This is a genomic window from Sphingobacteriaceae bacterium GW460-11-11-14-LB5 (assembly GCA_002151545.1).
Taxonomy (GTDB): domain Bacteria; phylum Bacteroidota; class Bacteroidia; order Sphingobacteriales; family Sphingobacteriaceae; genus Pedobacter.
In genome coordinates, this window is record CP021237.1 from 2864373 (window position 1) to 2889802 (window position 25430).

Annotated in this window: 23 protein-coding genes; 13 read left to right on the forward strand and 10 right to left on the reverse strand. The window is 38.6% G+C overall.

Features of this window, described 5'->3' with window-relative positions; translation table 11 throughout:
* Positions 1-17: 17 nt before the first annotated feature.
* The 9 genes from CA265_11550 to CA265_11590 all read right to left on the reverse strand — a co-directional run bounded on the left by CA265_11550 (position 18) and on the right by CA265_11590 (position 9419).
* The gene (locus CA265_11550; GenBank protein ID ARS40251.1) at positions 18-221 is read right to left on the reverse strand and encodes a hypothetical protein; all 204 of its coding nucleotides are present in this window, start codon (positions 219-221) and stop codon (positions 18-20) included.
* Positions 222-1640, reverse strand: coding sequence for a sulfatase (locus CA265_11555; protein ID ARS40252.1), 1419 nt, complete (start codon positions 1638-1640; stop codon positions 222-224).
* A 2-nt stretch (positions 1641-1642) separates the two neighbouring features.
* Positions 1643-3145 (reverse strand): RagB/SusD family nutrient uptake outer membrane protein, encoded by a 1503-nt coding sequence (locus CA265_11560; protein ARS40253.1) that lies wholly within the window; start codon positions 3143-3145, stop codon positions 1643-1645.
* 6 nt (positions 3146-3151) lie between these two features.
* The gene (locus tag CA265_11565) at positions 3152-6238 is read right to left on the reverse strand and encodes a SusC/RagA family TonB-linked outer membrane protein (GenBank protein ID ARS40254.1); all 3087 of its coding nucleotides are present in this window, start codon (positions 6236-6238) and stop codon (positions 3152-3154) included.
* 620 nt (positions 6239-6858) lie between these two features.
* Positions 6859-7635 (reverse strand): hypothetical protein, encoded by a 777-nt coding sequence (locus CA265_11570; GenBank protein ARS40255.1) that lies wholly within the window; start codon positions 7633-7635, stop codon positions 6859-6861.
* 127 nt (positions 7636-7762) lie between these two features.
* Positions 7763-7972 (reverse strand): hypothetical protein, encoded by a 210-nt coding sequence (locus CA265_11575; protein ARS40256.1) that lies wholly within the window; start codon positions 7970-7972, stop codon positions 7763-7765.
* A gap of 105 nt (positions 7973-8077) precedes the next feature.
* Positions 8078-8275, reverse strand: coding sequence for a hypothetical protein (locus CA265_11580; GenBank protein ID ARS40257.1), 198 nt, complete (start codon positions 8273-8275; stop codon positions 8078-8080).
* Between the two features lie 4 nt (positions 8276-8279).
* Positions 8280-8468: a cold-shock protein gene (locus CA265_11585; protein ID ARS40258.1), complete on the reverse strand. Its 189-nt coding sequence runs from the start codon at positions 8466-8468 to the stop codon at positions 8280-8282.
* A 726-nt stretch (positions 8469-9194) separates the two neighbouring features.
* A complete protein-coding gene (locus CA265_11590; GenBank protein ID ARS40259.1) occupies positions 9195-9419 on the reverse strand; it encodes a hypothetical protein in 225 nt (74 codons plus the stop codon).
* 430 nt (positions 9420-9849) lie between these two features.
* Here CA265_11590 and CA265_11595 point away from each other — a divergent pair, with 430 nt between their 5' ends.
* From CA265_11595 to CA265_11605, 3 genes are all read left to right on the forward strand, one after another.
* Positions 9850-12558: a hypothetical protein gene (locus CA265_11595; protein ID ARS40260.1), complete on the forward strand. Its 2709-nt coding sequence runs from the start codon at positions 9850-9852 to the stop codon at positions 12556-12558.
* A 325-nt stretch (positions 12559-12883) separates the two neighbouring features.
* Entirely contained in the window at positions 12884-13519 is a 636-nt protein-coding gene (locus CA265_11600; protein ARS40261.1) for a haloacid dehalogenase, read from the forward strand.
* An 8-nt stretch (positions 13520-13527) separates the two neighbouring features.
* On the forward strand, positions 13528-13848 hold the full coding sequence (locus CA265_11605; protein ID ARS40262.1) for a hypothetical protein: 321 nt from the start codon (positions 13528-13530) through the stop codon (positions 13846-13848).
* Between the two features lie 438 nt (positions 13849-14286).
* Here the strand turns inward: CA265_11605 and CA265_11610 are convergent, their stop codons facing one another.
* Positions 14287-15471 (reverse strand): proline dehydrogenase, encoded by a 1185-nt coding sequence (locus tag CA265_11610; protein ARS40263.1) that lies wholly within the window; start codon positions 15469-15471, stop codon positions 14287-14289.
* Positions 15472-15565: 94 nt separating this feature from the next.
* Between CA265_11610 and CA265_11615 the strand changes: the two genes are divergently transcribed.
* From CA265_11615 to CA265_11660, 10 genes are all read left to right on the forward strand, one after another.
* Positions 15566-15772, forward strand: a complete 207-nt coding sequence (locus CA265_11615; protein ID ARS40264.1) for an RNA-binding protein — start codon at positions 15566-15568, stop codon at positions 15770-15772.
* On the forward strand, positions 15772-16830 hold the full coding sequence (locus CA265_11620; protein ARS40265.1) for a 3-dehydroquinate synthase: 1059 nt from the start codon (positions 15772-15774) through the stop codon (positions 16828-16830). The genes CA265_11615 and CA265_11620 overlap by 1 nt, the downstream gene beginning before the upstream one ends.
* A 1-nt stretch (position 16831) precedes the next feature.
* On the forward strand, positions 16832-17794 hold the full coding sequence (locus CA265_11625; protein ID ARS40266.1) for a sterol desaturase: 963 nt from the start codon (positions 16832-16834) through the stop codon (positions 17792-17794).
* Positions 17795-18160: 366 nt separating this feature from the next.
* On the forward strand, positions 18161-18778 hold the full coding sequence (locus CA265_11630; protein ARS40267.1) for a hypothetical protein: 618 nt from the start codon (positions 18161-18163) through the stop codon (positions 18776-18778).
* Positions 18779-19139: 361 nt separating this feature from the next.
* Complete coding sequence (locus CA265_11635; GenBank protein ARS40268.1) at positions 19140-19973, forward strand: prephenate dehydratase; 834 nt, start codon at positions 19140-19142, stop codon at positions 19971-19973.
* A gap of 127 nt (positions 19974-20100) precedes the next feature.
* On the forward strand, positions 20101-21240 hold the full coding sequence (locus CA265_11640) for a 3-deoxy-7-phosphoheptulonate synthase (protein ID ARS40269.1): 1140 nt from the start codon (positions 20101-20103) through the stop codon (positions 21238-21240).
* A 224-nt stretch (positions 21241-21464) separates the two neighbouring features.
* Positions 21465-22733: a 3-phosphoshikimate 1-carboxyvinyltransferase gene (locus CA265_11645; protein ARS40270.1), complete on the forward strand. Its 1269-nt coding sequence runs from the start codon at positions 21465-21467 to the stop codon at positions 22731-22733.
* 103 nt (positions 22734-22836) lie between these two features.
* On the forward strand, positions 22837-23934 hold the full coding sequence (locus CA265_11650; GenBank protein ARS40271.1) for a chorismate synthase: 1098 nt from the start codon (positions 22837-22839) through the stop codon (positions 23932-23934).
* Between the two features lie 9 nt (positions 23935-23943).
* Positions 23944-24552 carry a hypothetical protein gene (locus CA265_11655; protein ARS40272.1) on the forward strand — a complete coding sequence of 203 codons (609 nt, stop codon included), beginning with the start codon at positions 23944-23946 and terminating at the stop codon, positions 24550-24552.
* Between the two features lie 125 nt (positions 24553-24677).
* Positions 24678-25430: a hypothetical protein gene (locus CA265_11660; protein ARS40273.1), complete on the forward strand. Its 753-nt coding sequence runs from the start codon at positions 24678-24680 to the stop codon at positions 25428-25430.

Here is a 25430-nt window from a genome sequence, read left to right on the forward strand (position 1 = left end):
CCAACCTTGAATTCATTTTACAATGATTTTTTAACCTGTTTATCGCCAAATGGCAGCACCTTACTTGCTGCTTTTATACCAAACCTGGAGGGCAGATTGGACGAGCAACAAATTGCCGGTTTCTTTTTCTCTTTTACCTGCGCAATTTCTTTAACCTTGCCGTTTTTACAGGTGAAAAGCAAAGCGCAGCTTAAAACTAGCATTATCCTGATCACTTTCATCTATTTTTCAATTTCTGACCAATCAAAACGTGGATTTTCTGCCGGCGTTTTAGCCTGTTTCATTAATGCATAAAGCGCCTTTACCGTATCAGGGTTTTTGGCTGCAATATCATGCTTTTCACCGATATCCGCTTTTAAATTATATAATTCTAACTTTTCGGCAGTGCCTTTATCTTTAAAACGGATTAATTTCCAGTCGCCTTTGGTTAAAGCTTCTTTTAAACCGCCTTCGTTAAACTGCCAGTAGAAATAATCATGTTCTTTAACTGCTTTTTTGCCGCTTAACAATGGAGAGAACGACAGCCCATCAATATTTTTTGGTGTGGCTGTTCCGCTAAGTTCACCAAGCGTTGGCAATACATCCCAAAAGGCCCATGGCGTAGGATTAACCTGACCGGCAGCAATTTTACCTGGTGCCCTTACAATTAAAGGTACACGAATTCCACCTTCGTAGAGATCTCTTTTTACGCCCCTAAACTCGCCACCACTGTTAAAAAACACCGGATCGGCACCTCCTTCTTTATGCGGACCGTTATCACTGGTAAAGAAAATGTAGGTATCGTTATCCAAACCTAACTTTTTGATCAACGCCACAATCGTACCCACATCGGCATCCAGTTTATTTACCATTGCTGCAAAAGTAGCATGTGGCTGCGCCTGACTGTCGTAGTTTCCTTTTTTCTCAAAAGGCGTTTCAGGTGGAAATTTACTCGAACCATCTGCATTTTGGAATTTCTTCAATAATTCTGCAGGTACTTTCAATTCCGCATGCGGAACTGTTAATGGCAGATACAAAAAGAAAGGCTGATCTTTATTGGCGTTAATAAAATCAACAGCTTTATTTACAATCAGGTCTTCGGTATATTTTGTGGTATCAACAGGTACTTCTACAGTTTTACCACCAACAATTTCGTACAAACGATTGGTGTAATAATCGTGTGCATGCGATTGATCCAGGTATCCGTAAAAACTATCGAAACCTTTTAAATGTGGCGCTCCTTTGCTGTCTTCATCGCCGAGTCCCCATTTACCAAACATGCCGGTTTTATATCCGTTTCCTTTTAAACGTTCGGCCAGGGTAGTATCCTGTGCACGTAAGGCAGCAAGACCGTCTTTGGCTTTTGCGTTGCCCCTTACCCAGGCATGGCCCATGGTATAACCGGTCATTAAGGCGCATCTTGAAGGGGCACAAACGGTATTTCCGGAATAGAAACGGGTAAACTTAATTCCCTCTTCGGTAAGCTTATCCAGATTTGGCGTTGGAATTTTAGAATTCGGGTTAAAGCTGTGTACATTACCATAACCTAAATCATCGGCCAGGATAAAAATAATGTTGGGTTTCTTTTTACTTTGTGCCTGTGCCGTAGCTAAACTGCCCATCAGACCAGCAAAAACGATAAATTTTAATATTTTTTTCATCTCTATTTGTTATAGTTAGGATTCTGTTTTAACGCCGGATTATTCTGGATCGCAATGGAAGGTACCGGCCATAAATAATCTTTATTGGCATCGAAGAGGCGGCTATCAATCCTTGCCCCTGCGCTATTGGTAATATTTCCGTTTAATAACTGATCGGCTATCCTCCACCTGCGTATATCGTAATAATACAAACCTTCGCCTGCCAGCTCTACTCTCCGCTCGTGTCTGATCTCTGCCCTCAATTCTTCCTGACCTAAGGTAGATGGAATATTTGGCATCTTCGCCCTTGCCCTAATTAGGTTTAAAGCATCAAAAACCGATTGATCTGGTCCGCTGTCTTCATTTTTTGCTTCGGCGTACATCAGGAGCACATCAGCATAACGAAGTAAAATTAAATTTAACTCTGATGTTCCGCTGGTTGGTGCGGCCACAGGTTTTTCATTGTCTTTAAAAATAGTGTATTTTTTTAATCCGTAACCTGTACTCGGGTATTGAATTGCGGTTACGGTAGCACCTTTAAACTGCGTACCTGGTAAAATTACAGTAGCCTGCAATCTGCTATCGCGGTTTTCGAAAGGTTTTGCGGCATTATAAACGGCAGAACTGTTAATCGGCTTACCATCCGTTGCGTAATAGGTATTAACCAGATCGGGCAAAGGTGCTGAACCCAATTGCTGATCTAAACTGATATCGAGTGAATGGGTAAACTCCGGATATTTGTATTGCACATCAAAAATAACTTCTGCATTGCCTTCATTTTCCAGATAAAACAAGCCGCGGTAATCCGGAAATAAACTGTAGGTTTTTAAATCGATAACGGCTTTTGCAGCTTCTGCAGCTTCTTTCCAACGTTTGGCATACAACAAAACCCTCGCCTTTAAAGCCAAAGCCGCACCACGCGTAGCCCTTCCTTTATCTACACCTGAGTAGGTTAAAGGTAATACGGTTCCTGATGAAGCTTCGGTTAAATCTTTTAAAATCTGCGCCAGCAACTCATCGGCAGTGTTTCTTGGCAAATTGGCCTGCGTTTCGTAATTGGTGGCATCGGTAATTAATGGTGCACCACCAAACAGGTTCCAAAGGGGAATATAATATAAGGCGCGGAGGTATTTGGCTTCTGCTTTATACCTTTCTTTTAAAGCGCCGTCCATATTTACTTTATCGATATTGGCCAATACGTTATTGGCCCTGCCTATACCTTTGTAACTGCCATTCCAGGTTTCGTTAAAATAACCCGTTGCCGCGTTGTGCAAGCCCCTCGAAATGATGTTATAATCGTTATTATACTGATAGGTATTCGGACTTAAAGCATCCAGATAAATGGAATTGGCCGCATAAACATTATAGTAAATTGCTGCATAGGTTCCGTTCAGGGCAGCTTCTGCCTGAACTTTTGTATTCCAATAGGTGTCTTGTGTAAAACGATCTGTTGGCGTTACATCCAGATAATCTTTACAGCCAAACAGGAACACCGAAATTAATATGAATAGAATATATTTTTTCATGACCGGTTATTTAAATGATACATTAATTCCCGCACTAATTGTTTTTGCATTTGGGTATTCAATCAGATCGGCCCGGGTTAAATTCCTTTCCGGATCGCTAAACTTGAAGTTCGAGAAGGTTAAATAGTTTTGTGCATTCACAAATACCTTTAACACATCAATGCCTGCTTTATTGAGCCATTTATTGGGAAAGGAATAACTGATCTGCACATTTTTCAACCGGAGATAAGAGGCATCTCTTACCCAAAAACTCGAAGTCTGAAAGTTTTGAGGGTAGCCATTCGATGTCGTTAAACGCGGTAAAGAAGCGCCAGTATTGGTAGGCGTCCACGAATCGGTAAGCCAGTCTTTGGTTACACCTGCGCCATTTTTAAATGGCTGTGCTAAATTTCCGGTTAAGTAGGTATCCACATCCTGCAAGCCCTGGAAGATGAAACTGAAATCCCACCTCTTATAACCAAAACCACCTGAAAAACCGTAAACAAATTTTGGAATACTATTACCGATGACCACACGGTCGTTATTATCGATCACTCCATTGGCATCTACATCTTTATATTTCAAATCGCCGGGAACCGTACCTGCATTTTGAAAAGCGTGTGCTTTCACTTCTTCTGCGCTTTGAAAAATTCCTTCGGCCTGTAGTCCAAAAAAGCTGTCAATTGGCGATCCTTCCTGAATAATGGTATTACCGCTATAATATTTCTGGCCGTTTACATTGGTGACTTTGTTTTTCACATAGGTAAGGTTCGCGTCGATGTTGTAGCGAAAATCTTTAACAGAATCTTTAAAACCCAGTGTGATTTCAAAACCACGGTTATTTACCGCACCGATGTTTTTTACAGGTCCGGCTAAATTGCCTACCTGCCCCGGAACGCTGATCTGTCTGAGGATTTTCGAAGTCTGTTTATCAAAAAAATCGACTTCAAAAGTCAGCTTGTTTTTAAAGAAACTACCTTCTAAGCCGATATCGCTCATGGTGGTGGTTTCCCAGGTAATGTTAGGGTCGCTTAGCTGCGTAATGGCCGCGCCACTTACAATGGTTCCGTTAAAATTGTAATTCTGTCCCAGGGCAATGGCATCTACATAACTGAATAAGGGTACATTCTGATTACCCAGCTTACCATATGATGCCCTAAGTTTTAAGTTGCTAAAAACATTTAAATTTTTAATAAAATCTTCTTCACTGGCTCTCCATCCTGCTGAAAAGGAAGGAAAAAAGCCCCACCTGTTGTCTTTAGCAAATCGTGACGAACCATCATACCTGAAATTGGCCTCGAACAGGTATTTTTCATTGTAATTGTAGTTGAAACGACCAAAGTAAGATTGTAATCTAGAAGCGCCCGAGGTACCGGTCACCTGTGGTGATGTGCTTCCGGCATTGAGTTCGGTTAGGTCATTGCCCAGATAACCCTCATTATAAGCAGAGAAATTGCTGTCATCAAAACGTTCTAAACTAAACCCTGCCAAGGCACCAAAATGGTGTTTATCAAGTGAACCTTCCCAGTTTAAGGTATGAAAATTGGTAATATTGATATTGTTCTGGCTGATTTGTCTAACTCCTCGTGCCGGTGTATTGCCAATTGGGGTTACTACTCCGGTTTTGGGGTTGGTTAAATTAATAGCCGGATAAGAATATTTGTTGATACCATAAAGTAAGTTAGCACCTAAGGTGGTTTTATACCTGATGTTAAATGGCAACTGATATTCTAAAAACACATTGGCCAGGGTGCGGTACTGGTTATTTTTATTAAAACCTTCGTTCGCCAGGGCAACGGTATTCCTGAAAAAGTTATGTCCGGGTACCCTTATCCATTGATCGGCATAAGTACCATCCTGTGCATAGGGTGTTTGAAAAGGCAAACCACGATAGGTTAACCCCATTAAACCGCCCTCGCCATTGCCATCATCGGCGCTATAGGCACTTTCTTTACTATTCCAAAAGTTAGCAGTCAAACTTGCACCCACCTTTAGGTTTTTGGTGATATCAGAGCTGATATTCGAATTTAAGGAATAACGTTTACCCGAAGAGGCGATTAAAATCCCATCCTGATCTAAATAACCCAGTGAAATGGAAAAAGCTGTTTTTTCTGATCCGCCGGATATACGCAGGTTATGTTCCTGTATGGCAGCATTGCGGAACATGATATCGAACCAGTTGGTATTTGGATAAATAAAGGGATCGGTACCGTTTCTAAATTCGTTAATCAATGCGTCGCTACTTTCGGCAGGCTTGCCTTCATTAGCCAGGGCACGGTTTTTACCGATCATATAATCGACCGTATTGGTTACCACATCGGGAAACTGCGTGGCTTTTTGCGAACCTGCGTAAAAGTTATAATCGATAGAAAATGTTCCTTTTTTACCGGTTTTAGTCTTTACTAAAATGACGCCGTTTGCGGCACGGTTACCGTAAATGGCAGCAGATGCGGCATCTTTTAAAACGGTTACACTTTCAATATCGTTTGGATTAACATCGCCCAGGGGGAATTCAACACCATCAACCAGCACCAAAGGGTTGTTGTTATTCAATGTACCTGCCCCACGGATGCGAATGGTTGCGGCATCAGCCCCAGGACGGCCTTTGGTTTGATTGGTAAAAACACCAGGTACATTTTGAAGTGCCTGGGTAGCATTGGTAATGGGTCTGTTGGCCAATGTTTTGGCATCTACAGTGGCTAACGATCCGGTCAGGTTAATTTTCTTCTGTGTGCCGTAACCTACAACCACCACATCATCCAGCGGATTATAGTCTTCTACAAGTTCTACCGTAATCTGACTTTGGGTAACCACCACCTCGGTTTGTTTATACCCAACAAAATTAACCAGTAAAGTAAAGGGGAACTTTTGTCCGGTAATTAAACGAAACTTCCCTTCCCTATCGGTTGAGGAACCGTTGGTTGTACCCTGAATTTTAACTGATGCACCGATTAAGGTTTCTTTGGTTTTTGCATCAATTACAGTTCCCGATAAGGTGGCATTAATGGTAGGTTCTGATGGGTTTTGTGCCTGCGAAAACAGTGGAGAGCATAAAAACAGCACAGGTAATAAAATACGGCAGGTTTGCCGTATGCCCAACCGAAAATTGGACATCATACTTCGTAAAGCCAGATCCCCTTGTACGGGATTGACTTTCTCAAAATTTTGCATAACTTTGAAATAGGTGATTTGATTGATTTGAAACAGGTGCAACGCCAATTGAATTCCTGTTTCGTTAATTTTGCCTGGGGAAAATACACTTGTATTTTCCTTTTTTGTTACTACACGAGTAGAAACAAACCATTATTTTTAAATCAACAGCAACAATACATTCTATTTACAGCGATAAATAAAGGGCCGGGTATGAGAACGGATTTCGTAAACTCTTGTTTCATAATGATTATATTTTTGGCAAATATAATTTTTTTCAAATAGACTACAAATTTACTAGACTTTTTATTTTTCCCACGCCAAACTGAGGCAGATACCCATTTGTAAACGCCGAAATACAGCTATGTAACATTATTAAGAATATTTTTTTTCTTTAGCCTGAGATTTTATAATTTAGCCGATGTAAAATTGGTGCGGCTGATAAAATAGCGTCAGTAAGCAAAACTTTACGCGTTAGGCGCGCAAGCAATTAATGTGGTGAGGTCTGGAATACCTGTCTTCTAGAAGAGATGAAATCAAACTGATGAACATTTCTTTGGCAGACGCACCAATTTTCATTCAACTTAGTTTTGGCGGCTAAACTGCAGTACCGATATGCCTTTGTGGCGTCTAAAACTGGTGCTAAAATTAGTGGTTTGCTCAAAACCCAATAGCTCAGCTATTTCATCAACAGTATAATCACTATGCAGCAGCAATTCTTCTGCTTCGCGCATAATCCGATCTTTGATCAGTACAGTCAGGCTTTTCCCAAGTACACGGTCTAAAAATTTATTTAATTTACCAGTACTCATCCCCATGCCTTCTGCATAAAACTGAATGGATCTTTCTTGTTTGTAAAATTGTTCTAAAATGGCCCTAAACCGCAACACCTGCTGCAAATCATCTAAGGTTAAGGCCGCAAGATAGCCATCTAAACCAGCCGTAAATCCAAGAAATAAGGATAAGTATTGTGCTAAAAAGGGCATATCCTTTTTAATATTGATTTCTCTTTTTAGCTGATCGAGTAAACTATACGTTTTAGTTGATTCTTGCAAATCGAGATCCCTGAAAGACAGATTTAAAAAGAGGTTCTTAGCCTGTGGATCTAAGTGCTGAAGTAAAAATTCGGCATACAATAAGCTACTGAAACTTAACCAGTAACCTGAAGTAATTTCTCCATCGATCCTGACCAGGCCTTCCTCAGGGATAAAAAAAATCCTGCCTTTTAACAGGGGGTAATCGCCAGAATTCATGCACAAAAAGCCATTCCCTTCGCGTACAATCAACATACGCATAGGGTATATTGCCTGCAACGCACGTTCTCTTTTAAAAAACCCGTTAATTGGCTCTAATTGTATCATAAAAACTTAAGGATAAACAACAGTAAGACCAAATTTATCAGATTTGGTTACAAGTTGCTAAATTAATTTATTATAATATTAAATGCTATCTGTAATACAGACGAAGAATCAAAGCATTAAACAATCATTAATCTTTCGGCTCAAGAATTAGCACATTTACTGCAATTGATAATGTTTGATGCAGTTCAAAAGAAACTTTTAACCCCCTTCTTGGATTAAATCCATTTATCGGGCCGCTTTGATAAAACAGAACTTCTTCTCCAATATCGCTCCTGATTTTCCCAAAGCCTTCAGTCTCATTATAATAATCTATTGTTCCCATTTCTTTTGCCTCCATTTTCGACGATTTGCGTTAACTATTGTATAGCTAACCCAAAAAACTGTGCCAAATAATAACAGAAGCCTATATAATATAAAAACAACTTTACAATAAATGTATTGTCTATGCAGATAACACCATCACCTGAACAGCCTCAATGCCACTTGGTGTAAATTCGATGTCAAACTGAACAATATTATTGGATTTTATCGGATCAATTACACCATGGGCAAAAACACTCACTTCTCTCCCTCCGTTTGATGGTGTGATACTGCCAACGCCTTCTTCCTGATTATAAAATTTTACGGTACCTAATCTCATAGAACTACTGAATCAGTTTTACATTAACCGCATTGGGTCCTTTTTTCCCCTGGGTGATTTCGAATTCTACCCGATCATTCTGACTTATTTTATCAGTTAAACCTGTAACATGAACGAAAACTTCTTCTCCGTTTTCTGTGATGATGAAACCAAATCCTTTAGATTCATTATAAAATTTTACTGTTCCTTGCATTTAATTTAGATTTTAATACAACAAACATACAAAAACTCAAAAAGGTTTTGGGAATTAAATCGATTTCTATACTAAATCTATAGATTAAGCAATAATTTGTGCTGATTTTGGAATTTAGACAAGCAAAGCGCATTTAAACAAAAAAGTCGCAGACTGAATCCACAACTTCCCTATTTTGATACCATACACTAAGCATTGATCAACTGGATTAAAATAAAAGAAAGGATATAATGAAGAAATTACCGGTATAGAAATCCCGATAGGCATACAACAAGGCATAGCAAGCGGTTAGCTTACATTGTTGCATAGTCAATCAATCCTAGTTATATAGGACTGTGTAATACCAGAAAGTGAAATCTTTTTTATTTGGATACCGAATTTTGCCGAATCATCAAAATAAACCATTCAAGGAGGAAAGTCCCTCCTGAAAAAAGTATTTGAAAATTGAACTAACCCTTTTTTCCACTAAAAATCACAACGAAAACACTAAAACCACCTAAAAGGAAAACTATTCCAAGAATCAAATTTACTTTATCGCCCATTCCGTAATTTACAGATTAAAATGACAATGACAATAGGCTGACACAAAATAATTCTAAAAAACAACTTAAAGTTGTACGATTATTAAATTAGCTTACATTTTTACGCAGTTGTTATAAGCTGATAACGAGCCAAAGGGAATGTTGAGCAGGAGATGATATGAGATTTAAAATCGAAAGCTGTGTATTAAATTAAGGTTTTGGGTCTGATCTTTAATTTAGCCACGCCCATGATGTTTTTAGCCACTACTCCTCTTTTGGTAATAGCGGTATCAAACTCCACTGTACTCCCAACATACAAACCTTTTGCTTTGCAATCTACTATATCAAAATAGATGCTTTCTAAAACTAAATATTGAGAGATCAAACCGAAACCTCTTTCTTTATTATAAGCTGTTATTACTCCAGTCATAGCATTATTTTTAGCGATTTTACCTATATAAAACTAACATTATCAACGCAATACCAATTCAACAGTAGAGATCCTGAAAGAAAAAATAGATAACCTTAATAAATTTGTTGATGACTGGATTTTGATTAAAAACGTTTTATAACATCCTTTTTTGATTTTCAGCATGAGCGAAGCCTTCCTTAATAAAATTAAACAGGCCCACATTACTTCCTGCTGTTTAAGTTACATAATCTTTACTTATTGTGAAAAAATTAACCCGATATCTTTAACGCAGTGATGTGCTTTATTTAATCATTGCTTCATGCTATAATTCAATCATTCATTAAATAATAACTAATTCTATTTTGACATTATTCGCATAAATTTTGATACAATACCACAGGCTATAAAACTATATCCTATATTTATTAAAAATCTCTGAACCAAATAAATGAAAACAACTTTTACCCTACTGTTATCTGCCCTTGCATTTGTATTTATATCGGCAACCACATTAAACAAAAACATTTACGAGAGCAAGGCTTTCGAATTTTTCACCAAATCTAAAATAGACACACCAGATCAAGATCGTTTTGTAAAAGTTACCCTCGCGCAGGGAGAATTTACAGAACCTACCGAAATGACCATCCTCCCTAACCTGGATATTTTGGTGGCACAGCGCAGAGGAGAAGTGTTGATTTATAAAAACCAGACTAAAAAAATTAAGGAGGCGGGTAAACTCGATGTTTATTTTAAAACCTCTGTACCCGACGTGAATGCTGAAGAAGGTTTACTGGGTATGGCTGCAGATCCGAAATTTGCAGTTAATCAATACATCTATCTTTTCTATAGTCCGTTTGATAAATCGGTAAATCGATTATCCAGATTTAAATTGATAAACGATCAGATTGTAAAAGAATCAGAAAAAATCATTTTAGAATTTTATTCTCAACGCGAAATCTGCTGCCATACCGGAGGATCTATTGCTTTTGGATCGGATAATTTACTTTATGTTTCAACAGGTGATAACTCTACTCCTTTTGATGTACCCAAACAACAATATGTGAACAAAGGTTATGCCCCGCTCGACAATAGAAAAGGTTTAGAACAATATGATGCCAGAAGATCGGCCGGAAATACCAACGATTTAAGAGGCAAAATTTTAAGGATCAAAGTAAATGAAGACGGCACTTACAGCATACCTGATGGCAACCTTTTTTCTAAAAACGATCCAAAAGCCAGACCAGAAATTTATGTAATGGGCAATAGAAACCCTTACCGCATTTCGGTAGATCAAAAAAACAACTTTTTGTACTGGGGAGAAGTTGGTCCCGATGCCAGTAATGATGACGCTTTAAGAGGCCCAAGGGGTTATGATGAAGTTAACCAGGCTCGTAAAGCAGGTAATTTTGGCTGGCCATTATTCGTCGGTAATAACTATGCGTATAAAGCTTACGATTATACCAATGGCGCCAACGGGAATGCATTTGATCCTGAATCGCCTATCAATAACTCCCCAAACAATACGGGTTTGGAAAAACTTCCGGCGGCACAACCGGCATTTATCTGGTATCCTTATGGTGCATCGAAAGAGTTTCCACAGGTGGGTGCAGGTGGCCGTACAGCAATGGCTGGTCCGGTATATTATGCTACAGCAAACTCACCCTACCCGGCTTATTATAACGGCAAGCTGATTATTTATGAATGGGTACGTGGATGGGTTAAAGCGGTAACCATGAATGCACAGGGCGATTACCTGAGCATGGAGCCCTTTATGGCTAAAGTTTCTTTAGCAGCACCTATTGATATGGAATTGGGACCTGATGGAAAAATATATGTCCTTGAATATGGTAAAGGCTGGTTCACCAAAAATCCTGATGCTGCCATTACCCGAATCGATTACCTGAAAGGTAACCGTCCGCCAACAGTTGAAGACCTAAATATTGCAAAAACAAGTGGCCTGCTTCCCTATAAGATGACAGCAACAGTTACCGCTAAAGATCCTGACGGAGATGCTTTAACTTATATCTGGAACCTGGGCAAAGGAGTAACCAAAACAACCACTATACCAACCATACAGCATACCTATACCAAAGCAGGCGAATATCCGTTAAGTGTTACGGTGATGGATAAAAGTAAAGCTTCAGCAAAAAGCCAGGTAATTCCGGTTTTTGCAGGCAACGAACACCCTAATGTGAATATAGATTTAGCCGGTAATAAAAGTTTTTATTTCCCGAATAAACCCGTTGATTACAAGGTTTTAGTGAGCGATAAGGGCGCAAAAGTAAATAATAGCCGCATTTATATTTCCAATACCTATACCGAAGGAAGCGATTTAGCTGGAGCACAATTGGGCCATCAGCAGGCAGCACAAACCCTTGTGGGTAAAACCATAATGTTAAAATCTGATTGCAGCACCTGCCACAAAGAAGCTGCTGTTTCCATCGGACCTGCGTTTAACAAAATTGCCGCAAAATATAAAAACGACAGCAAAGCGGTTGATTACCTGGCTTCGAAAGTGATTGCGGGCAGCCATGGTGTATGGGGAGAAGTACCCATGCCGGCACATACCACGATGAAAGAAGCTGAAGTGAAAAAAATTACAGAGTGGATTATGACTTTGGGTAACAAGGAAGCCGTTAAGGCATCACTCCCAACTTCTGGCAAAATTGTTCCGCCAGCAGCTACCGATAAAAAGAAATCGGTACTTACCTTAAAAGCAACTTATACCGATGCAGGTGCTGCAGGTTTAAAACCTTTAACCACGACCAATCTCATTAACCTTAAAAGCAGCGTAATTGATGCGGACGACATTAAAGATTTTGGAGGCTTTCAGCGAAAAGATGTTTTTGGTGGAGAAAAACTGGTATTAACGAAGGATAATGGCTGGTTAGCCCTCAAAAATATCGACTTAACCGGTATTTCTGGCTTTGGTTTCTCATTCTTAAACCTTGATCCGGGTGCTGATGGAGAGATCGAAATCAGATTGGATGACAGCAAAGGCATTATGATCGGAAAATCTACTTTTAGAAAAAGTATACCAATCAACATGCTTTCGGATGGAAAATTTCATTCCATTTATTTTGTGTTCAAAGAGTTAAAAACAAGTGATAAAAAAAACAGGCCAATTATTCAATCGATAACGGTAGAGCCTAAATAATATAAATCATTATGGAGTTGTTGTCAGTCTGAGCTTGTCGAAGACCTTTTGATAACGAAAACAAAAAAACATTTGTCCTTCTACAGGCACAGGATGACAATGTTTTGTTTTCTCCTTAATTTAACAACATTGGCTGGGAATCTTAAGATAAAAAAAACACTAAAGCATTAAGGTTCCCAATCCAGTTGGGAATGATGATATCGCAAATTATGAAGCCCGAAACTTATCGACTATAGGTTTCGGGTTTTTTATTGTAAAAAAACTTCGTTTAATACACTTCATTAAACCAGCAATAATATCTTTGCAGCAAATCAAGATGATTTCCATGCAAAACATTAAAAACATTATTTTCGATTACGGAAACGTAATATTTGATATCGATTTCAGAATTGCTCAGGCATCTTTTCAAAAATTGGGCATCACCGATATTGAGAATTTCTTTGCCCATAAAGCACACAATCAATTATTTGATGATTTTGAAACCGGGGCAATTTCTCCTGCCGAATTTAGGGCTGGAATTAGAAGGGCGGCAGGAAAACCTGAATTAACCGATCAGCAGATTGATGAGGCATGGAACAGTTTATTAATTGGCACCATTCAGGAAAACCACGATTTACTGCTTGAAGTAAAAGAAAAATACCGTACTTTTTTGTTAAGCAACAACAACGAAATCCACTACGACTGGATCATTGATTACCTGAAAGCAACTTTCCAGATCAATAATTACGATGCTTATTTTGAGAAAGCTTATTTCTCTCAGCACATGAAACTGCGCAAGCCCAATACCAATATTTTTGAGCAGGTATTAAAAGAAAACAATCTAAACCCGGCCGAAACCTTATTTATCGACGATAGTCCGCAACATATTGAAGGTGCTAAAAAAGTGGGTTTAAATACCCTATTGATGACCGAAAAACCTGCTCAACTGGGGGCCTTTTTAAAAGCAAATGGAATTTTGTAAATTAGTATATGTCAGAAAAAAAGTTTAAGTCGCTAAAAGAGTTCTACCCTTTTTACTTGTCAGAACATACCAATACCACCTCGCGTATTTTACATTTTATCGGGACCGGATTGGTTTGTCTTGCCTTTTTTACTGGTTTTCTTTTTCACAACTGGCATTTCTTTCTCGCCATACCTGTATTGGGATATGGTTTTGCCTGGGTTGGACATTTCTTTTTCGAGAAAAATAAACCCGCTACTTTTCAATATCCCGGTTACAGCTTAGTGAGCGATTTTATTTTATTCTACGACCTCTTAACTGGCAAACAATCTTTTGTGGTGAAGAAATAGTTAGTAGTTTTCAATTGACAATTTTCAGTTCGCAGCATCTATTGACTACCCTGGCCTGGAGCGAAAGAGGACTTGGGAAGTTTAAGCCATAGATTTCAAAATCTACTACCGCTCAACCTAAACTCGATTGAAGCGGCATCCTTTTTGGCTGTCACCCTGAGCGTAGTTGAAGGGCAGCCAAAAAGATATAGCGCAAAGCGAGACTGTACGTCCCGAAGAACTACTGCATGCTCATTTTCAAAAAAATAATGGATTAATAAGATGCTGAACTAAATTACCTTCGGTGAGCTCGCTTAAGGCTCGGTTTACTTCGTAGCTTTCCACTTCGTTACAGGTCAGCATGACGATACGAAAATAAAAAACAGCTGGCAATTTCCAGTCAGCAGTTTCTATTACCGCCCAAAACTGAAAATTTCCAACTGTTAACCGAAAACCGAACTACAGTTTCCTTCTTTTTAATTCTCTTTCAATCAAACCTAATTCACGGCCTGTTTGTCCGGCAACAGATGTATTTTCTTGTGCCCTTCTGAACAAATAAGGCATTACCGCTTTAATCGGTCCATAAGGAACATATTTGGCTACATTATAATTCGAATCGGCAAGGTTAAAGCTTAAGTTATCGCTCATCCCCAACAACTGGGCAAAATAAACATGCGGGTGATTGTGTGTAATATTCTTTTCCTCTAAAAGATATGTCAATAAACGGCTGCTATCTTCATTGTGCGTTCCGGCCACAATGGCAATTTCTTCAATATGATCTACACAATAACGCAAAGACTCATTGTAGTCACGGTCTGAAGCTGCTTTATCTGGCTGAATTGGCGAAGGATAACCCATTTCTGCTGCGCGTTTACGTTCTTTTTCCATGTAGGCCCCACGAACCATTTTCACACCGAGAATAAAACCATCTGCTTTAGCAATTAAATGATCAGCTTTCATATCGGCCAGCTTATCATGACGGTACATTTGATAGGTATTGTAAACAATAATGCGTTCACGGTTAAATTTACGCATCATATCCAGGGCCAATTCATCAATTGTATCCTGAATCCAGGTTTCTTCCGCATCGATCATAATGGGAACCCCTTTATCGAAAGCGGTCTGGCAAATCTTCTCGCAACGTTGTTTCACCTTTTCGTACTCAGCTTTTTCGCTGGCATTTAGCGTTTCTTTAGCGTCCAATTTCTGCAACAAGGCAAAACGACCAATTCCGGTGATTTTGAAAACGGTAATCGGGATTTTGACATCGCCATCAGCGCGCATAATGGTGCGGATAATTTCGGCACAGGTTTCATCAAAAACCTGCTCTTCTTCTTCTCCTTCTACCGAATAATCTAAAATGGTACCTACACCACCTTTATGTAATTGTTCAATGGCTTTATCACATTCGGCAATGGTTTCGCCACCACAAAATTGCTGAAAGATAGTTGCTTTTATTGCGCCCTGAATGGGTAAACCGATATTTAAAAAGAAATTGGTAATGGCAGGACCAACTTTGGTAAGAAAATTACTGCCAATCATTTTAAAAAGCCAGTAAGCTTTTTTTAGTTCGCCGTTTGTTTTTTGTCGGAAAGCGACTTCCGTATTATCGAAATTTGGTTGCTTGTTGGGGGATAAATCCATTTTTTATCTATAATTAAGTCAGATTGGTGCAAAATTATAAAAAGCATTGATTGTTAAAACTAAAAACCTCTAAATAATCGTATTTTTGCAGAAAATGATACAATTCAAATTAGAAGGCGAATTTATTCCACTCATCCAGCTGTTAAAAGCAAGCGGATTGGTTGGCAGTGGCGGCGATGCCCAAACCGTTGTTGAAGATGGTTTAGTAAAAACAAACGGCGAGGTCGAATTCCGCAAACGTTATAAGGTTAGGGTTGGCGATATTATTACTTTTGGCGAAAACAAAATAGAAGTTATTTAATGAAACCACTAACCAGCGCAGGTCACACCCTATATTTCGAAAGTAGTTTAGCCGCACTAAAAACACTTTTAGAAAGCAACAAATACAGTAAAGTTTTTGTACTTGCTGATGAGCATACCAGCGAAATCTGCTTACCGCTTTTTCAGTCGCTTTTAGATGATTTTTCTGAATTTGACCTGATCGAAACTTCGGCAGGTGAAGAAAACAAGAATATTGATTTTTGTATCGGCATCTGGAAAACGCTTTTAGATTTTGAGGCCGACCGCAAAAGTTTAATGATTAATTTAGGTGGCGGTGTAATTACCGATATGGGCGGATTTATTGCCTCTACCTACAAACGAGGTATCGATTTTATCAATGTACCTACTACCCTTTTATCGCAGGTTGATGCTTCGGTAGGTGGTAAAACAGGAATTGACATCGACAATGTAAAAAACATGGTGGGTACCTTTACCTTGCCACAAATGGTTTTTATCGAAACCGCATTCTTAAAAACATTGCCACAACGCGAGCTTTTATCGGGCTTTGCCGAAATGATTAAACATGGCTTGATTTATGATAAGCCCTATTACGAAAAGTTAAAAGAAAGCAACTACTTAACCCCTTCTGCTGAAGACATTTATCGATCTGTAGAAATTAAAAACGAAGTGGTTACCATCGATCCGCATGAGAAAAACCTGCGTAAGATTTTAAACTTCGGCCATACCATTGGGCATGCCGTTGAAGGTTATTCTTTGGCTAATGACGAAAATCCGCTAACGCATGGTGAAGCCATTGCTATCGGTTTTGTTTGTGAAGCTGCATTATCGATTAAAAACAGTACGTTAACACAAGCGGAACTGAAAGATATTAGTGAATATATTTTATCCTTATATCCTAAATACCACATCAAAAAAGAAAGCTTTGATACGCTTTTAGAATTGATGCAGAGTGATAAAAAGAATGAAGATGGAAACATTCTCTTTTCGCTTTTAGAAACAACAGGCAAATGCACGTTTAACTGCCGTGTAAGCACTGCCGATATTTTGAGCAGTTTAGATTATTATAACAGTTTATAAAATGAAATTTACAGGAAGTGATATTTCTGTTGTTGGCCTGTTTGGTTTTGTAATCGTTTTAACCCTGGTTGAAATGTATTTCAGCTATGTGCACGACAGAAAATTATATACTAAACGCGATACCTGGACCAATATCTACCTGATGACGGCCGCTATTGTGATTAATTTAGCCACAAAAACAGGCACTTTTTTTCTATTGCAGTTCTGTTATCAATTCCGTTTGTTCCAAATTCCTAATATTTGGCTTTACTGGTTCGTTTTGATTTTAGCGCAAGACTTCCTGTATTGGTTTTTGCATACGGTTGGTCATTATGTACGCTTTTTCTGGGCCATGCATGTTACACACCACTCGTCTGAACATTTTAATTTAACCACTGGTTTCCGTTCAACTGTTTTCGAGCCATTGTACCGTGTTTTCTTTTATTTGCCACTGGCATTTATGGGTTTCACCGCGGTTGACATTCTTTTTGCTTACCTGGTGACCCAAATTTATGGTAATCTGGTGCATACGCAGTACAACATTAAACTTCCGAAATGGTACGGATATATTTTCGTTACCCCATCACATCACCGGGTGCACCACGCCAGCAATGTACGTTACCTTGACAAAAACATGGGCATGGTTTTAATCCTTTGGGATAGATGGTTCGGCACTTTCCAGGAGGAGTTACCTGAAGATGTGGTGAAGTACGGCTTAACAACCCAGCCTGAAGATACAGGTGCCGTTAACATTATTTTCCATGAGTTTGTTGCATTAAGTGCCGATGTTAAAAAAGCACCAACTTTTATAGATAAAGTGAAATACATTTTCAATCCGCCGGGTTGGAGCCATGATGGAAGCACCAAAATTGCTAAAATTATGCAGCGGGAATTACGTGAAGAGGAAGAGAAAAGGTATGAAGCGTTACAACAGAATAAAGTAAAAGGGCTCAACGACCGCGGAGAGTTAAGTTCTACCGGATAAAAAATAATCTAAAGGTCTGTGGCTCCACAGGCCTTTTTTGTTAACATCTTTTCTATGTTTTTTTTGCCACGGATGCACGGAAAAACACGGATGACGTTTTAGCACGATAAGGTGCTGTGATTATGAGGGGTAATTTATTTTAAACAAATAAATATAAATGACGTTTAAATATCAGCAAGTATATAATTCCCCTCTTTTAGAGGGGTGTCCGCAGGACGGGGTGTTCTATTTGCCCTAGCCAGACGGGCCTCTCTTTTTCTAATCACTTGCAGATGCTGAACGGCAAAGCATTCGATCTGTAATTAATAGATCTCACTTATGCATAACTTTAATTCGATATTTAGCATATTGCAGTAAATTATCGTCATGAAAAAACTAATGCTCTCGCTCCTCTCCATTTTCTTCCTCACACTCAGTGTTAAATCGCAGCAAATTAATAACATCAGGTATTTTGATATAGATAGTAAGGAAATCAGTAAATCAATCTTCGAAGAAAAACGGGCAAACCATGCTGTGCTGGATATTTCTGGTGATTCATTAAACCATCGTAAATTAATTAAAAGAGAAGAGCAGGGAAAAATCGGCAACCGTAAAGAACTCATTGCCCTGCTCCAAAATGCTTCGCATAAAAAGATCGACACTTTACAACAGATCGTCATCATCTATTATCCCGGACCGGATCCCTGCAATGCTAATGGCAATACCAGCTTCATCACATCAGCCTACAAGGAGATTGAAAAAGGCGTTAGAGACATCGCAAATGCCAAAACACTTTATATTTATAAAGACATTGCAGGCCTTGAGAAATATAAAAATGCCATTCCATGGATAAAAGATCCGGAACAAATTGTAGAAAAGACATTTTTTAAACACCCCTATCCTTGTAGCAGCTTTACCGTTATTTCGAAAGACGGCAGCTATTTCAGTTATTTTGGAGAATTTTATAGCGGTTTTGTGCTGGAAATCTCAAAAAAAATGCGGTAAATAATCTCGGTCTTTACATGATTGATAAATTCGATACCTTAAGCACAAAGCATCTTTAACCATATAAAAATCCGTTTTTCAACCGTTTTAATCAACAAAAAGACCTATTAAGAAACCAGTTCATTTTAAACAAAATTAAATTTTATTAAAAATATTTTCAATTTCCTATTGACAAATAAAATTTTGTTACTACATTTGGCTCAACAAAAAAAAGAGATGCAAATTACAAACACATATTACTTTGGTTACTTTTACTATTTTAGTAAGAGCCGGGGCTAATATGCAAAAAGATATATAACAATATTAAAATGTATAAGAAAGTCCCGGCAAACAGCCGGGACTTTTTTGTTTTAACGCAAAAATGGAAACGACAAAACGAGTAGCAATTCAGGGTATTAAAGCATCTTTCCACGAAGAAGCTGCATACAAATTCTTTGGTAAAGACATTGAAACTGTTGAGTGTAATTCTTTTAAAGAAACCTGCGACAAGCTAGAGAAAAACGATGCCGATTTCGTAGTAATGGCTATCGAAAACTCTATCGCTGGCAGTTTATTGCCAAACTATACACTGATCCGTGATTTTGGTTTTTCGGTTGTAGGCGAAGTTTACTTACCTATTCAGTTGCACTTAATGGCGCTACCAGGCGTAAAATTTGAGGATATTAAAGTAGTTACTTCTCATCCCATCGCCATCCGCCAGTGTATCGATTTCTTTTACGATTATCCACACATTAAAATTGTAGAAAGCAACGATACCGCTGCCTGCGCTAAACGGATCCAGGAAGAGCAATTAACCGATACCATGGCCATTGCAAACAGTTTAGCTGCAGAACTTTACAGCCTGAACATTTTAGAACGCCGCGTAGAATCGAATAAAAAAAATTACACCCGTTTTTTAATCCTTAAAAAAGATAAAACAGACGAAGGAAAGAAAATAAACAAAGCATCAATCTGTTTTCAAGTTGGACACAAAGCCGGCTCGCTGGCCACAGTGTTAAATATCTTTGCAGAACAGGATGTAAGCTTAACAAAAATACAATCTATGCCGGTTTTAGGTAAGAGAAATGAGTATTACTTTTACGTCGATTTAGAATGGCCAAGTACTGAAAAATACGATAAAGCCATTAGAAAAGCATTAAAATATACATCGAACTTCAACATTTTAGGAGAATATCAGAAGAACGATAAAGTATAAAAAGTCGGGAGTCCGAAGTCAGGAGTCCGCAGACAAAGTGAGCATTCAAACTTGTAATAATAAAATAATTAAAATATAACTCCGGACTTCCGACTAGGAACTCCGGACTTTAAACAACCCCATCATCATGAAACTTAATTTAAACATCCAATCCTTAAACACCTGGTTAAACGTAAACAACGAACCATTAATCATTTCTGGTCCTTGTAGCGCAGAAACTGAAGAACAATTATTAACTACAGCGCATTTATTGGCTGCTACCGGTAAAGTATCGGTATTGAGAGCTGGTATCTGGAAACCACGTACCCGTCCGGGAGAATTTGAAGGTATCGGAAGTATCGGTTTAGAGTGGTTAAAACGTGCTAAAGCAGAAACTGGTTTACCAACAGCTGTTGAGGTTGCGAATGCAAAACACGTTGAAGAGGCTTTGGCAGCGGGTGTTGATATCCTTTGGATTGGTGCACGTTCTACTGTAAATCCTTTCACTGTTCAGGAGATTGCTGATGCTTTAAAAGGCCATGATGTTCCGGTATTGATCAAAAATCCGGTTAACCCTGATCTACAATTATGGATTGGTGCAATTGAGCGTATTAATGGTGCAGGAATTACTAAAATTGGTGCTATTCACCGTGGTTTCTCTTCATTCGAGAAAAGTTCTTTCCGTAACGAACCAATGTGGGAACTTGCTATCCAGTTAAAAACACTTTGCCCTGAATTACCAATCATCAATGATCCAAGTCACATTTGCGGTAACCGTGAGTTAATCCCTTACATTTCTCAAAAAGCATTAGATTTAGATATGCAAGGTTTAATGATCGAATCTCACGTAGATCCTTCAGTTGCCTGGACAGATGCTAAACAACAAGTTACTCCAGCAGCTTTAGCTGAATTGGTTGATCGTTTAACTGTTCGTGAACCAGAAGCACCAAACGAAGCTTTCGCTGATAAATTAGCTGATTTACGTAAATCAATTGATAAAATTGATGATGTATTATTGCAAAAACTAGGCGAACGTATGGCTATTGTAGAGAAAATTGGTGAATTTAAACGCGATAACCAGGTAACTATTTTACAGGTTAACCGTTGGGATGCCATCATTAAAAAAGGTCATGCTTTTGCAAAAGCTTTAAAATTAGACTTAAACTTTACCGAGAAATTCTTAGAATTGGTGCACGGTGAATCGATCCGTAAGCAAACTGAAATTATGAATGCCGGCAAAGCTGAACAAGGCATTGCTGCTGAGCAACATACTGAAGTTAAAGCATAATAAAGCTGGAAGGTTTAGCAGTTTAGGGTAAAACCAAATGCTTAACCCAAACTTGAAAACTGAAAGACGAGAGCTTAAAGCCGAGTTTAACAGTGGTGTCATGCTGAGCCTGTCGAAGGATTTATGATAATTTTCGGCAAACTCAATATGATATAAAAAACAAATATAATGTGGTGTCAGATGTTTCATCTGACACTTACATTTAAGAATAAAAACAGAATAAAATGTCGAAAAACGCCTTAGTTTCTTTTAAAGGAACCAAGAATATTAATACGGAAATCCAATTAACGGGCTCGAAAAGCGAATGCAACAGGGCTTTAATTATTAGCGCTTTAAGCAAGAAACTGGTTAAAGTTGAAAACCTTTCCAATGCTGCCGATACGGTAACCTTAAATGGCATTCTGAATAATCTTGAAGAAGAGTTAGAAGTAGAAATCCAGGAATCAAAAACAGTTGATGTTGGCCCTGCCGGAACCGCTATGCGTTTCTTATCGGCTTATCTTTCAGCTAAAAATGGCAATTTCTTACTTACCGGTACCGAGCGGATGAAACAACGTCCTATTGGTATTTTGGCAGAAGCCTTAAAAACAATCGGGGCTGATATTTCTTATGCAGAAGCCGAAGGTTTCCCCCCATTGAATATTGTTGGGCCCTTAAATCAAAAAACTGCTGAAGTTAAAATTAAAGGCGATATCAGCAGTCAATATATTTCGGCTTTGCTGATGATTGCCCCTATCCTACCTCAGGGTTTAACTTTAGAAATTGAAGGCGAGCTCACTTCTAAACCATATGTAGATATGACTTTAGATATGTTGGCTGAAGTTGGCATTGCACATTCCTGGAATGGAAATTCAATCTCCATTAAACCACAGGCTTTTAAACCCGGCACCTTGGTTGTAGAACCCGACTGGAGTGCAGCATCGTATTGGTACAGCATTGCAGCTTTAGCTGATGAAGCAGAAATTAGTTTACCTGCCTTAAAAGAAAAAAGTTTGCAGGGTGATAGCCAGATCAAAAATATCATGAAGATTTTTGGCATTGCAACCAGCAAAACCGATAATGGAATTGCGATTAGCAACTTAGGCCTTTCTTTAGATACAAAAGAAGTTTTAGACTTAAAAACCTGTCCTGATTTAGCACAAACTATTGTCGTTATTGCGGCAGCTTTGGGTAAAAACATGGCCTTTACAGGTTTAGAAACCTTAAAAATTAAAGAAACAGACCGTATTGCAGCCCTTCAGAACGAATTGGCCAAAATAGGTGTGACATTAACGGAAGACAACCTGGTGTATACACTAAACACTGACAATCTTCATTTCCCGGATAAAATTACGATTGCAACCTACGAGGACCACCGTATGGCAATGGCTTTTGCACCGCTTGCACTATTGATTAACGAAGTTGAAATTGAAGAAATGCAGGTCGTAGAAAAATCTTATCCGTATTATTGGGAAGATTTGAAAAAAGCGGGATTTGATGTTAGCATCAAGTAGCGAGAAGAAAGTATAAAGAACTAAGTATCAAGAACCAACTATTAAGATTGGGTGTTAAAATCCATTCAATAATTTAATCAATCTATAATTCAATCACTAAATAATGGCAGGCAACTCATTCGGACAACTATTTCGCATCACCACTTTTGGCGAATCTCATGGCGTAGCCATTGGGGTAATTATTGATGGCTGTCCGGCGCAATTGGATATCGACATGGATTTTATCCAATCAGAACTGGATAAACGTAAACCGGGTCAATCCAAAATTACCACCCAAAGAAAAGAAAGCGATACCGTACAGATTTTATCGGGTGTGTTTGAAGGAAAAAGTACAGGTACGCCTATTGCACTTTTAATTCCGAACGAAGATCAGCGGTCAAAAGATTACGGTCATAATGTTGATGTTTATCGTCCCAGCCATGCCGATTATGTTTACGATGCGAAATATGGTATCCGCGATCACCGTGGCGGAGGTCGTTCCTCAGCCCGCGAAACAGCTGCCCGAGTAGCCGCCGGGGCAATTGCCAAGCTATTTTTAAAGCAGCAGGGCATTGAAATTTTTGCACATGTAACTTCAGTAGGTACCATAGAAGCACCTAATTTAGAAAGCAATGATTTATCGGCTTTGCTGCAAATCAGGGAAGAAAATATTGTACGTTGTGCTGATCCTGCAACGGCACACGAAATGATTGAATTTATCGATTCGGTTCGTAAAGATGGTGATACCGTTGGCGGAAAAATTGGCTGTGTAGTTAAAGGCTGCCCTGCGGGTTTAGGCGAGCCTGTTTTTGATAAATTACATGCCGATTTAGGTAAAGCCATGCTCAGCATTAATGCGGTTCATGGTTTCGAATACGGCTCAGGCTTTGCCGGAAGCGAATTAAGAGGATCGCAGCACAATGATATTCCTCAGCCAAAAGCTGCCGATTCGAAAGTTTTTAAAACCACCACCAATTATGCCGGTGGTATTTTAGGGGGCATTTCTAACGGAATGGATATTACCTTCAAGGTAGCTTTTAAGCCAGTTGCCACCATTATGCATAACCAACAAACCATTAATGCAGCTGGTGAAGCCTCAGAGATTAAAGGAAAAGGCCGACATGATCCTTGTGTGGTACCCAGAGCGGTAGTTATTGTTGAGGCCATGGCAGCACTTGTTTTAGCCGATCAGTTTTTAAGAAACAAAGCCAGCATTATTTAATTTGCATTAATGAGAATTATTACCTTCTTACTGCTATTGATCAGCATGAATAGCTTTGCACAAAGTTATGCTGAACAGATCGCAAAACATCGTGAAGCCTATAAACAGGATTTCATTAAAGACGAACGGTCTCCACTGAAGAAAAACGACCTGCAAAACCTCCACTTTTATGAGGCAGACAGTGCCTATAAAGTTTTGGCTGACGTGGAAATACTGAAGAATGAAAAAGTTTTCAAAATGCCTACATTTAATGGCTCCAGCAGCGATTACTATAAATATGCACATGTAAATTTCGTTCTGAATGACCAAAAAATTCAAATGACTTTATATCGAAGTGTTGCTTTATCAACCAACCCGGTTTATAAAGATCACCTCTTTCTCCCTTTTACTGATGAGACCAACAATAAGGAAACCTATGGCGGCGGCAGGTACATCGATCTGGACGCAAAAGAAATCATAAACAACCACATCGAAATCGATTTTAATAAAGCCTATAATCCTTATTGTGCCTATAGCGACGGATACCGTTGCCCTGTTCCACCAGAAGAAAACGACTTGCCATTGGCCCTAAAAGCAGGCGAGAAATTATATACTGGTGAAAAGAAACATCAGAAATAAAAGTTAATGTTACGTTTATCTATAAAATGATACCTGGATTGTATTATAATCCACATTTTAACGTAAATTACAAACATTAAGTAATAATAAGTGTTCTCTAAATAAATTATATAACCTATCCCTAAATGACGTACAGCTGTTTAATTGTTGATGATAACGAAATTGAAAGAGATGCCATAGAAATGCACCTCAAAAAAATCCCATCATTAAATATTATTGCTGTCTGTAATAACGGTATAGAAGCTTCTCAAATTTTAACCAGTACCCCGGTAGATATCGTTTATTCTGATATTGATATGCCAGAGCTGTCTGGTATGGATTTACTAAAAAGCCTTAAAAAACAGCCGTTATTTATCTTTATCACTTCATTTAGTGAGTACGCCGCAGAAAGCTTTAACCTGGATGCCCTTGATTTTATTGTTAAGCCGGCAACATTCGAACGCATATTAAAAGCTACCAATAAAGCAATTGAGTATATTGAATTGAGAAAACAGGTTAATAAACTTCCTGTTGAAAATTTAAACAACGAAGATAAAGACGACGATTATTTCTTTTTTAGGGAAACTAAAGGCATTACCAAGCTGAAATATAATGATGTGATTTATATTGAAAGTATGGGTGATTTTTCGAAGCTGTTTACCAGTATCGATAAACATGTGATTTTGGTCAGCCTAAAAAATTTAGAAAAACAATTGCCTTCGAAAATTTTTTCAAGGGTACACAAACAGTATATCATTAACATTAACCATATTGTAACCTTAACCAATCACGAGGTTCATTTAGATCATAACTTCCTGGTTCCAATTAGCGCTTCAAACCGTCAGGAATTACTGGAGAAATCCATTGACAAGAAAATTCTGTCGAGATTTTTAAAATAA

Coding starts and splice junctions, on each gene's coding strand:
- CA265_11550 (ARS40251.1), bottom strand. CDS start 221: ATGAAAGTGATCAGGATAATGCTAGTTTTAAGCTGCGCTTTGCTTTTC.
- CA265_11555 (ARS40252.1), bottom strand. CDS start 1,640: ATGAAAAAAATATTAAAATTTATCGTTTTTGCTGGTCTGATGGGCAGT.
- CA265_11560 (ARS40253.1), bottom strand. CDS start 3,145: ATGAAAAAATATATTCTATTCATATTAATTTCGGTGTTCCTGTTTGGC.
- CA265_11565 (ARS40254.1), bottom strand. CDS start 6,238: ATGTCCAATTTTCGGTTGGGCATACGGCAAACCTGCCGTATTTTATTA.
- CA265_11570 (ARS40255.1), bottom strand. CDS start 7,635: ATGATACAATTAGAGCCAATTAACGGGTTTTTTAAAAGAGAACGTGCG.
- CA265_11575 (ARS40256.1), bottom strand. CDS start 7,972: ATGGAGGCAAAAGAAATGGGAACAATAGATTATTATAATGAGACTGAA.
- CA265_11580 (ARS40257.1), bottom strand. CDS start 8,275: ATGAGATTAGGTACCGTAAAATTTTATAATCAGGAAGAAGGCGTTGGC.
- CA265_11585 (ARS40258.1), bottom strand. CDS start 8,468: ATGCAAGGAACAGTAAAATTTTATAATGAATCTAAAGGATTTGGTTTC.
- CA265_11590 (ARS40259.1), bottom strand. CDS start 9,419: ATGACTGGAGTAATAACAGCTTATAATAAAGAAAGAGGTTTCGGTTTG.
- CA265_11595 (ARS40260.1), top strand. CDS start 9,850: ATGAAAACAACTTTTACCCTACTGTTATCTGCCCTTGCATTTGTATTT.
- CA265_11600 (ARS40261.1), top strand. CDS start 12,884: ATGCAAAACATTAAAAACATTATTTTCGATTACGGAAACGTAATATTT.
- CA265_11605 (ARS40262.1), top strand. CDS start 13,528: ATGTCAGAAAAAAAGTTTAAGTCGCTAAAAGAGTTCTACCCTTTTTAC.
- CA265_11610 (ARS40263.1), bottom strand. CDS start 15,471: ATGGATTTATCCCCCAACAAGCAACCAAATTTCGATAATACGGAAGTC.
- CA265_11615 (ARS40264.1), top strand. CDS start 15,566: ATGATACAATTCAAATTAGAAGGCGAATTTATTCCACTCATCCAGCTG.
- CA265_11620 (ARS40265.1), top strand. CDS start 15,772: ATGAAACCACTAACCAGCGCAGGTCACACCCTATATTTCGAAAGTAGT.
- CA265_11625 (ARS40266.1), top strand. CDS start 16,832: ATGAAATTTACAGGAAGTGATATTTCTGTTGTTGGCCTGTTTGGTTTT.
- CA265_11630 (ARS40267.1), top strand. CDS start 18,161: ATGAAAAAACTAATGCTCTCGCTCCTCTCCATTTTCTTCCTCACACTC.
- CA265_11635 (ARS40268.1), top strand. CDS start 19,140: ATGGAAACGACAAAACGAGTAGCAATTCAGGGTATTAAAGCATCTTTC.
- CA265_11640 (ARS40269.1), top strand. CDS start 20,101: ATGAAACTTAATTTAAACATCCAATCCTTAAACACCTGGTTAAACGTA.
- CA265_11645 (ARS40270.1), top strand. CDS start 21,465: ATGTCGAAAAACGCCTTAGTTTCTTTTAAAGGAACCAAGAATATTAAT.
- CA265_11650 (ARS40271.1), top strand. CDS start 22,837: ATGGCAGGCAACTCATTCGGACAACTATTTCGCATCACCACTTTTGGC.
- CA265_11655 (ARS40272.1), top strand. CDS start 23,944: ATGAGAATTATTACCTTCTTACTGCTATTGATCAGCATGAATAGCTTT.
- CA265_11660 (ARS40273.1), top strand. CDS start 24,678: ATGACGTACAGCTGTTTAATTGTTGATGATAACGAAATTGAAAGAGAT.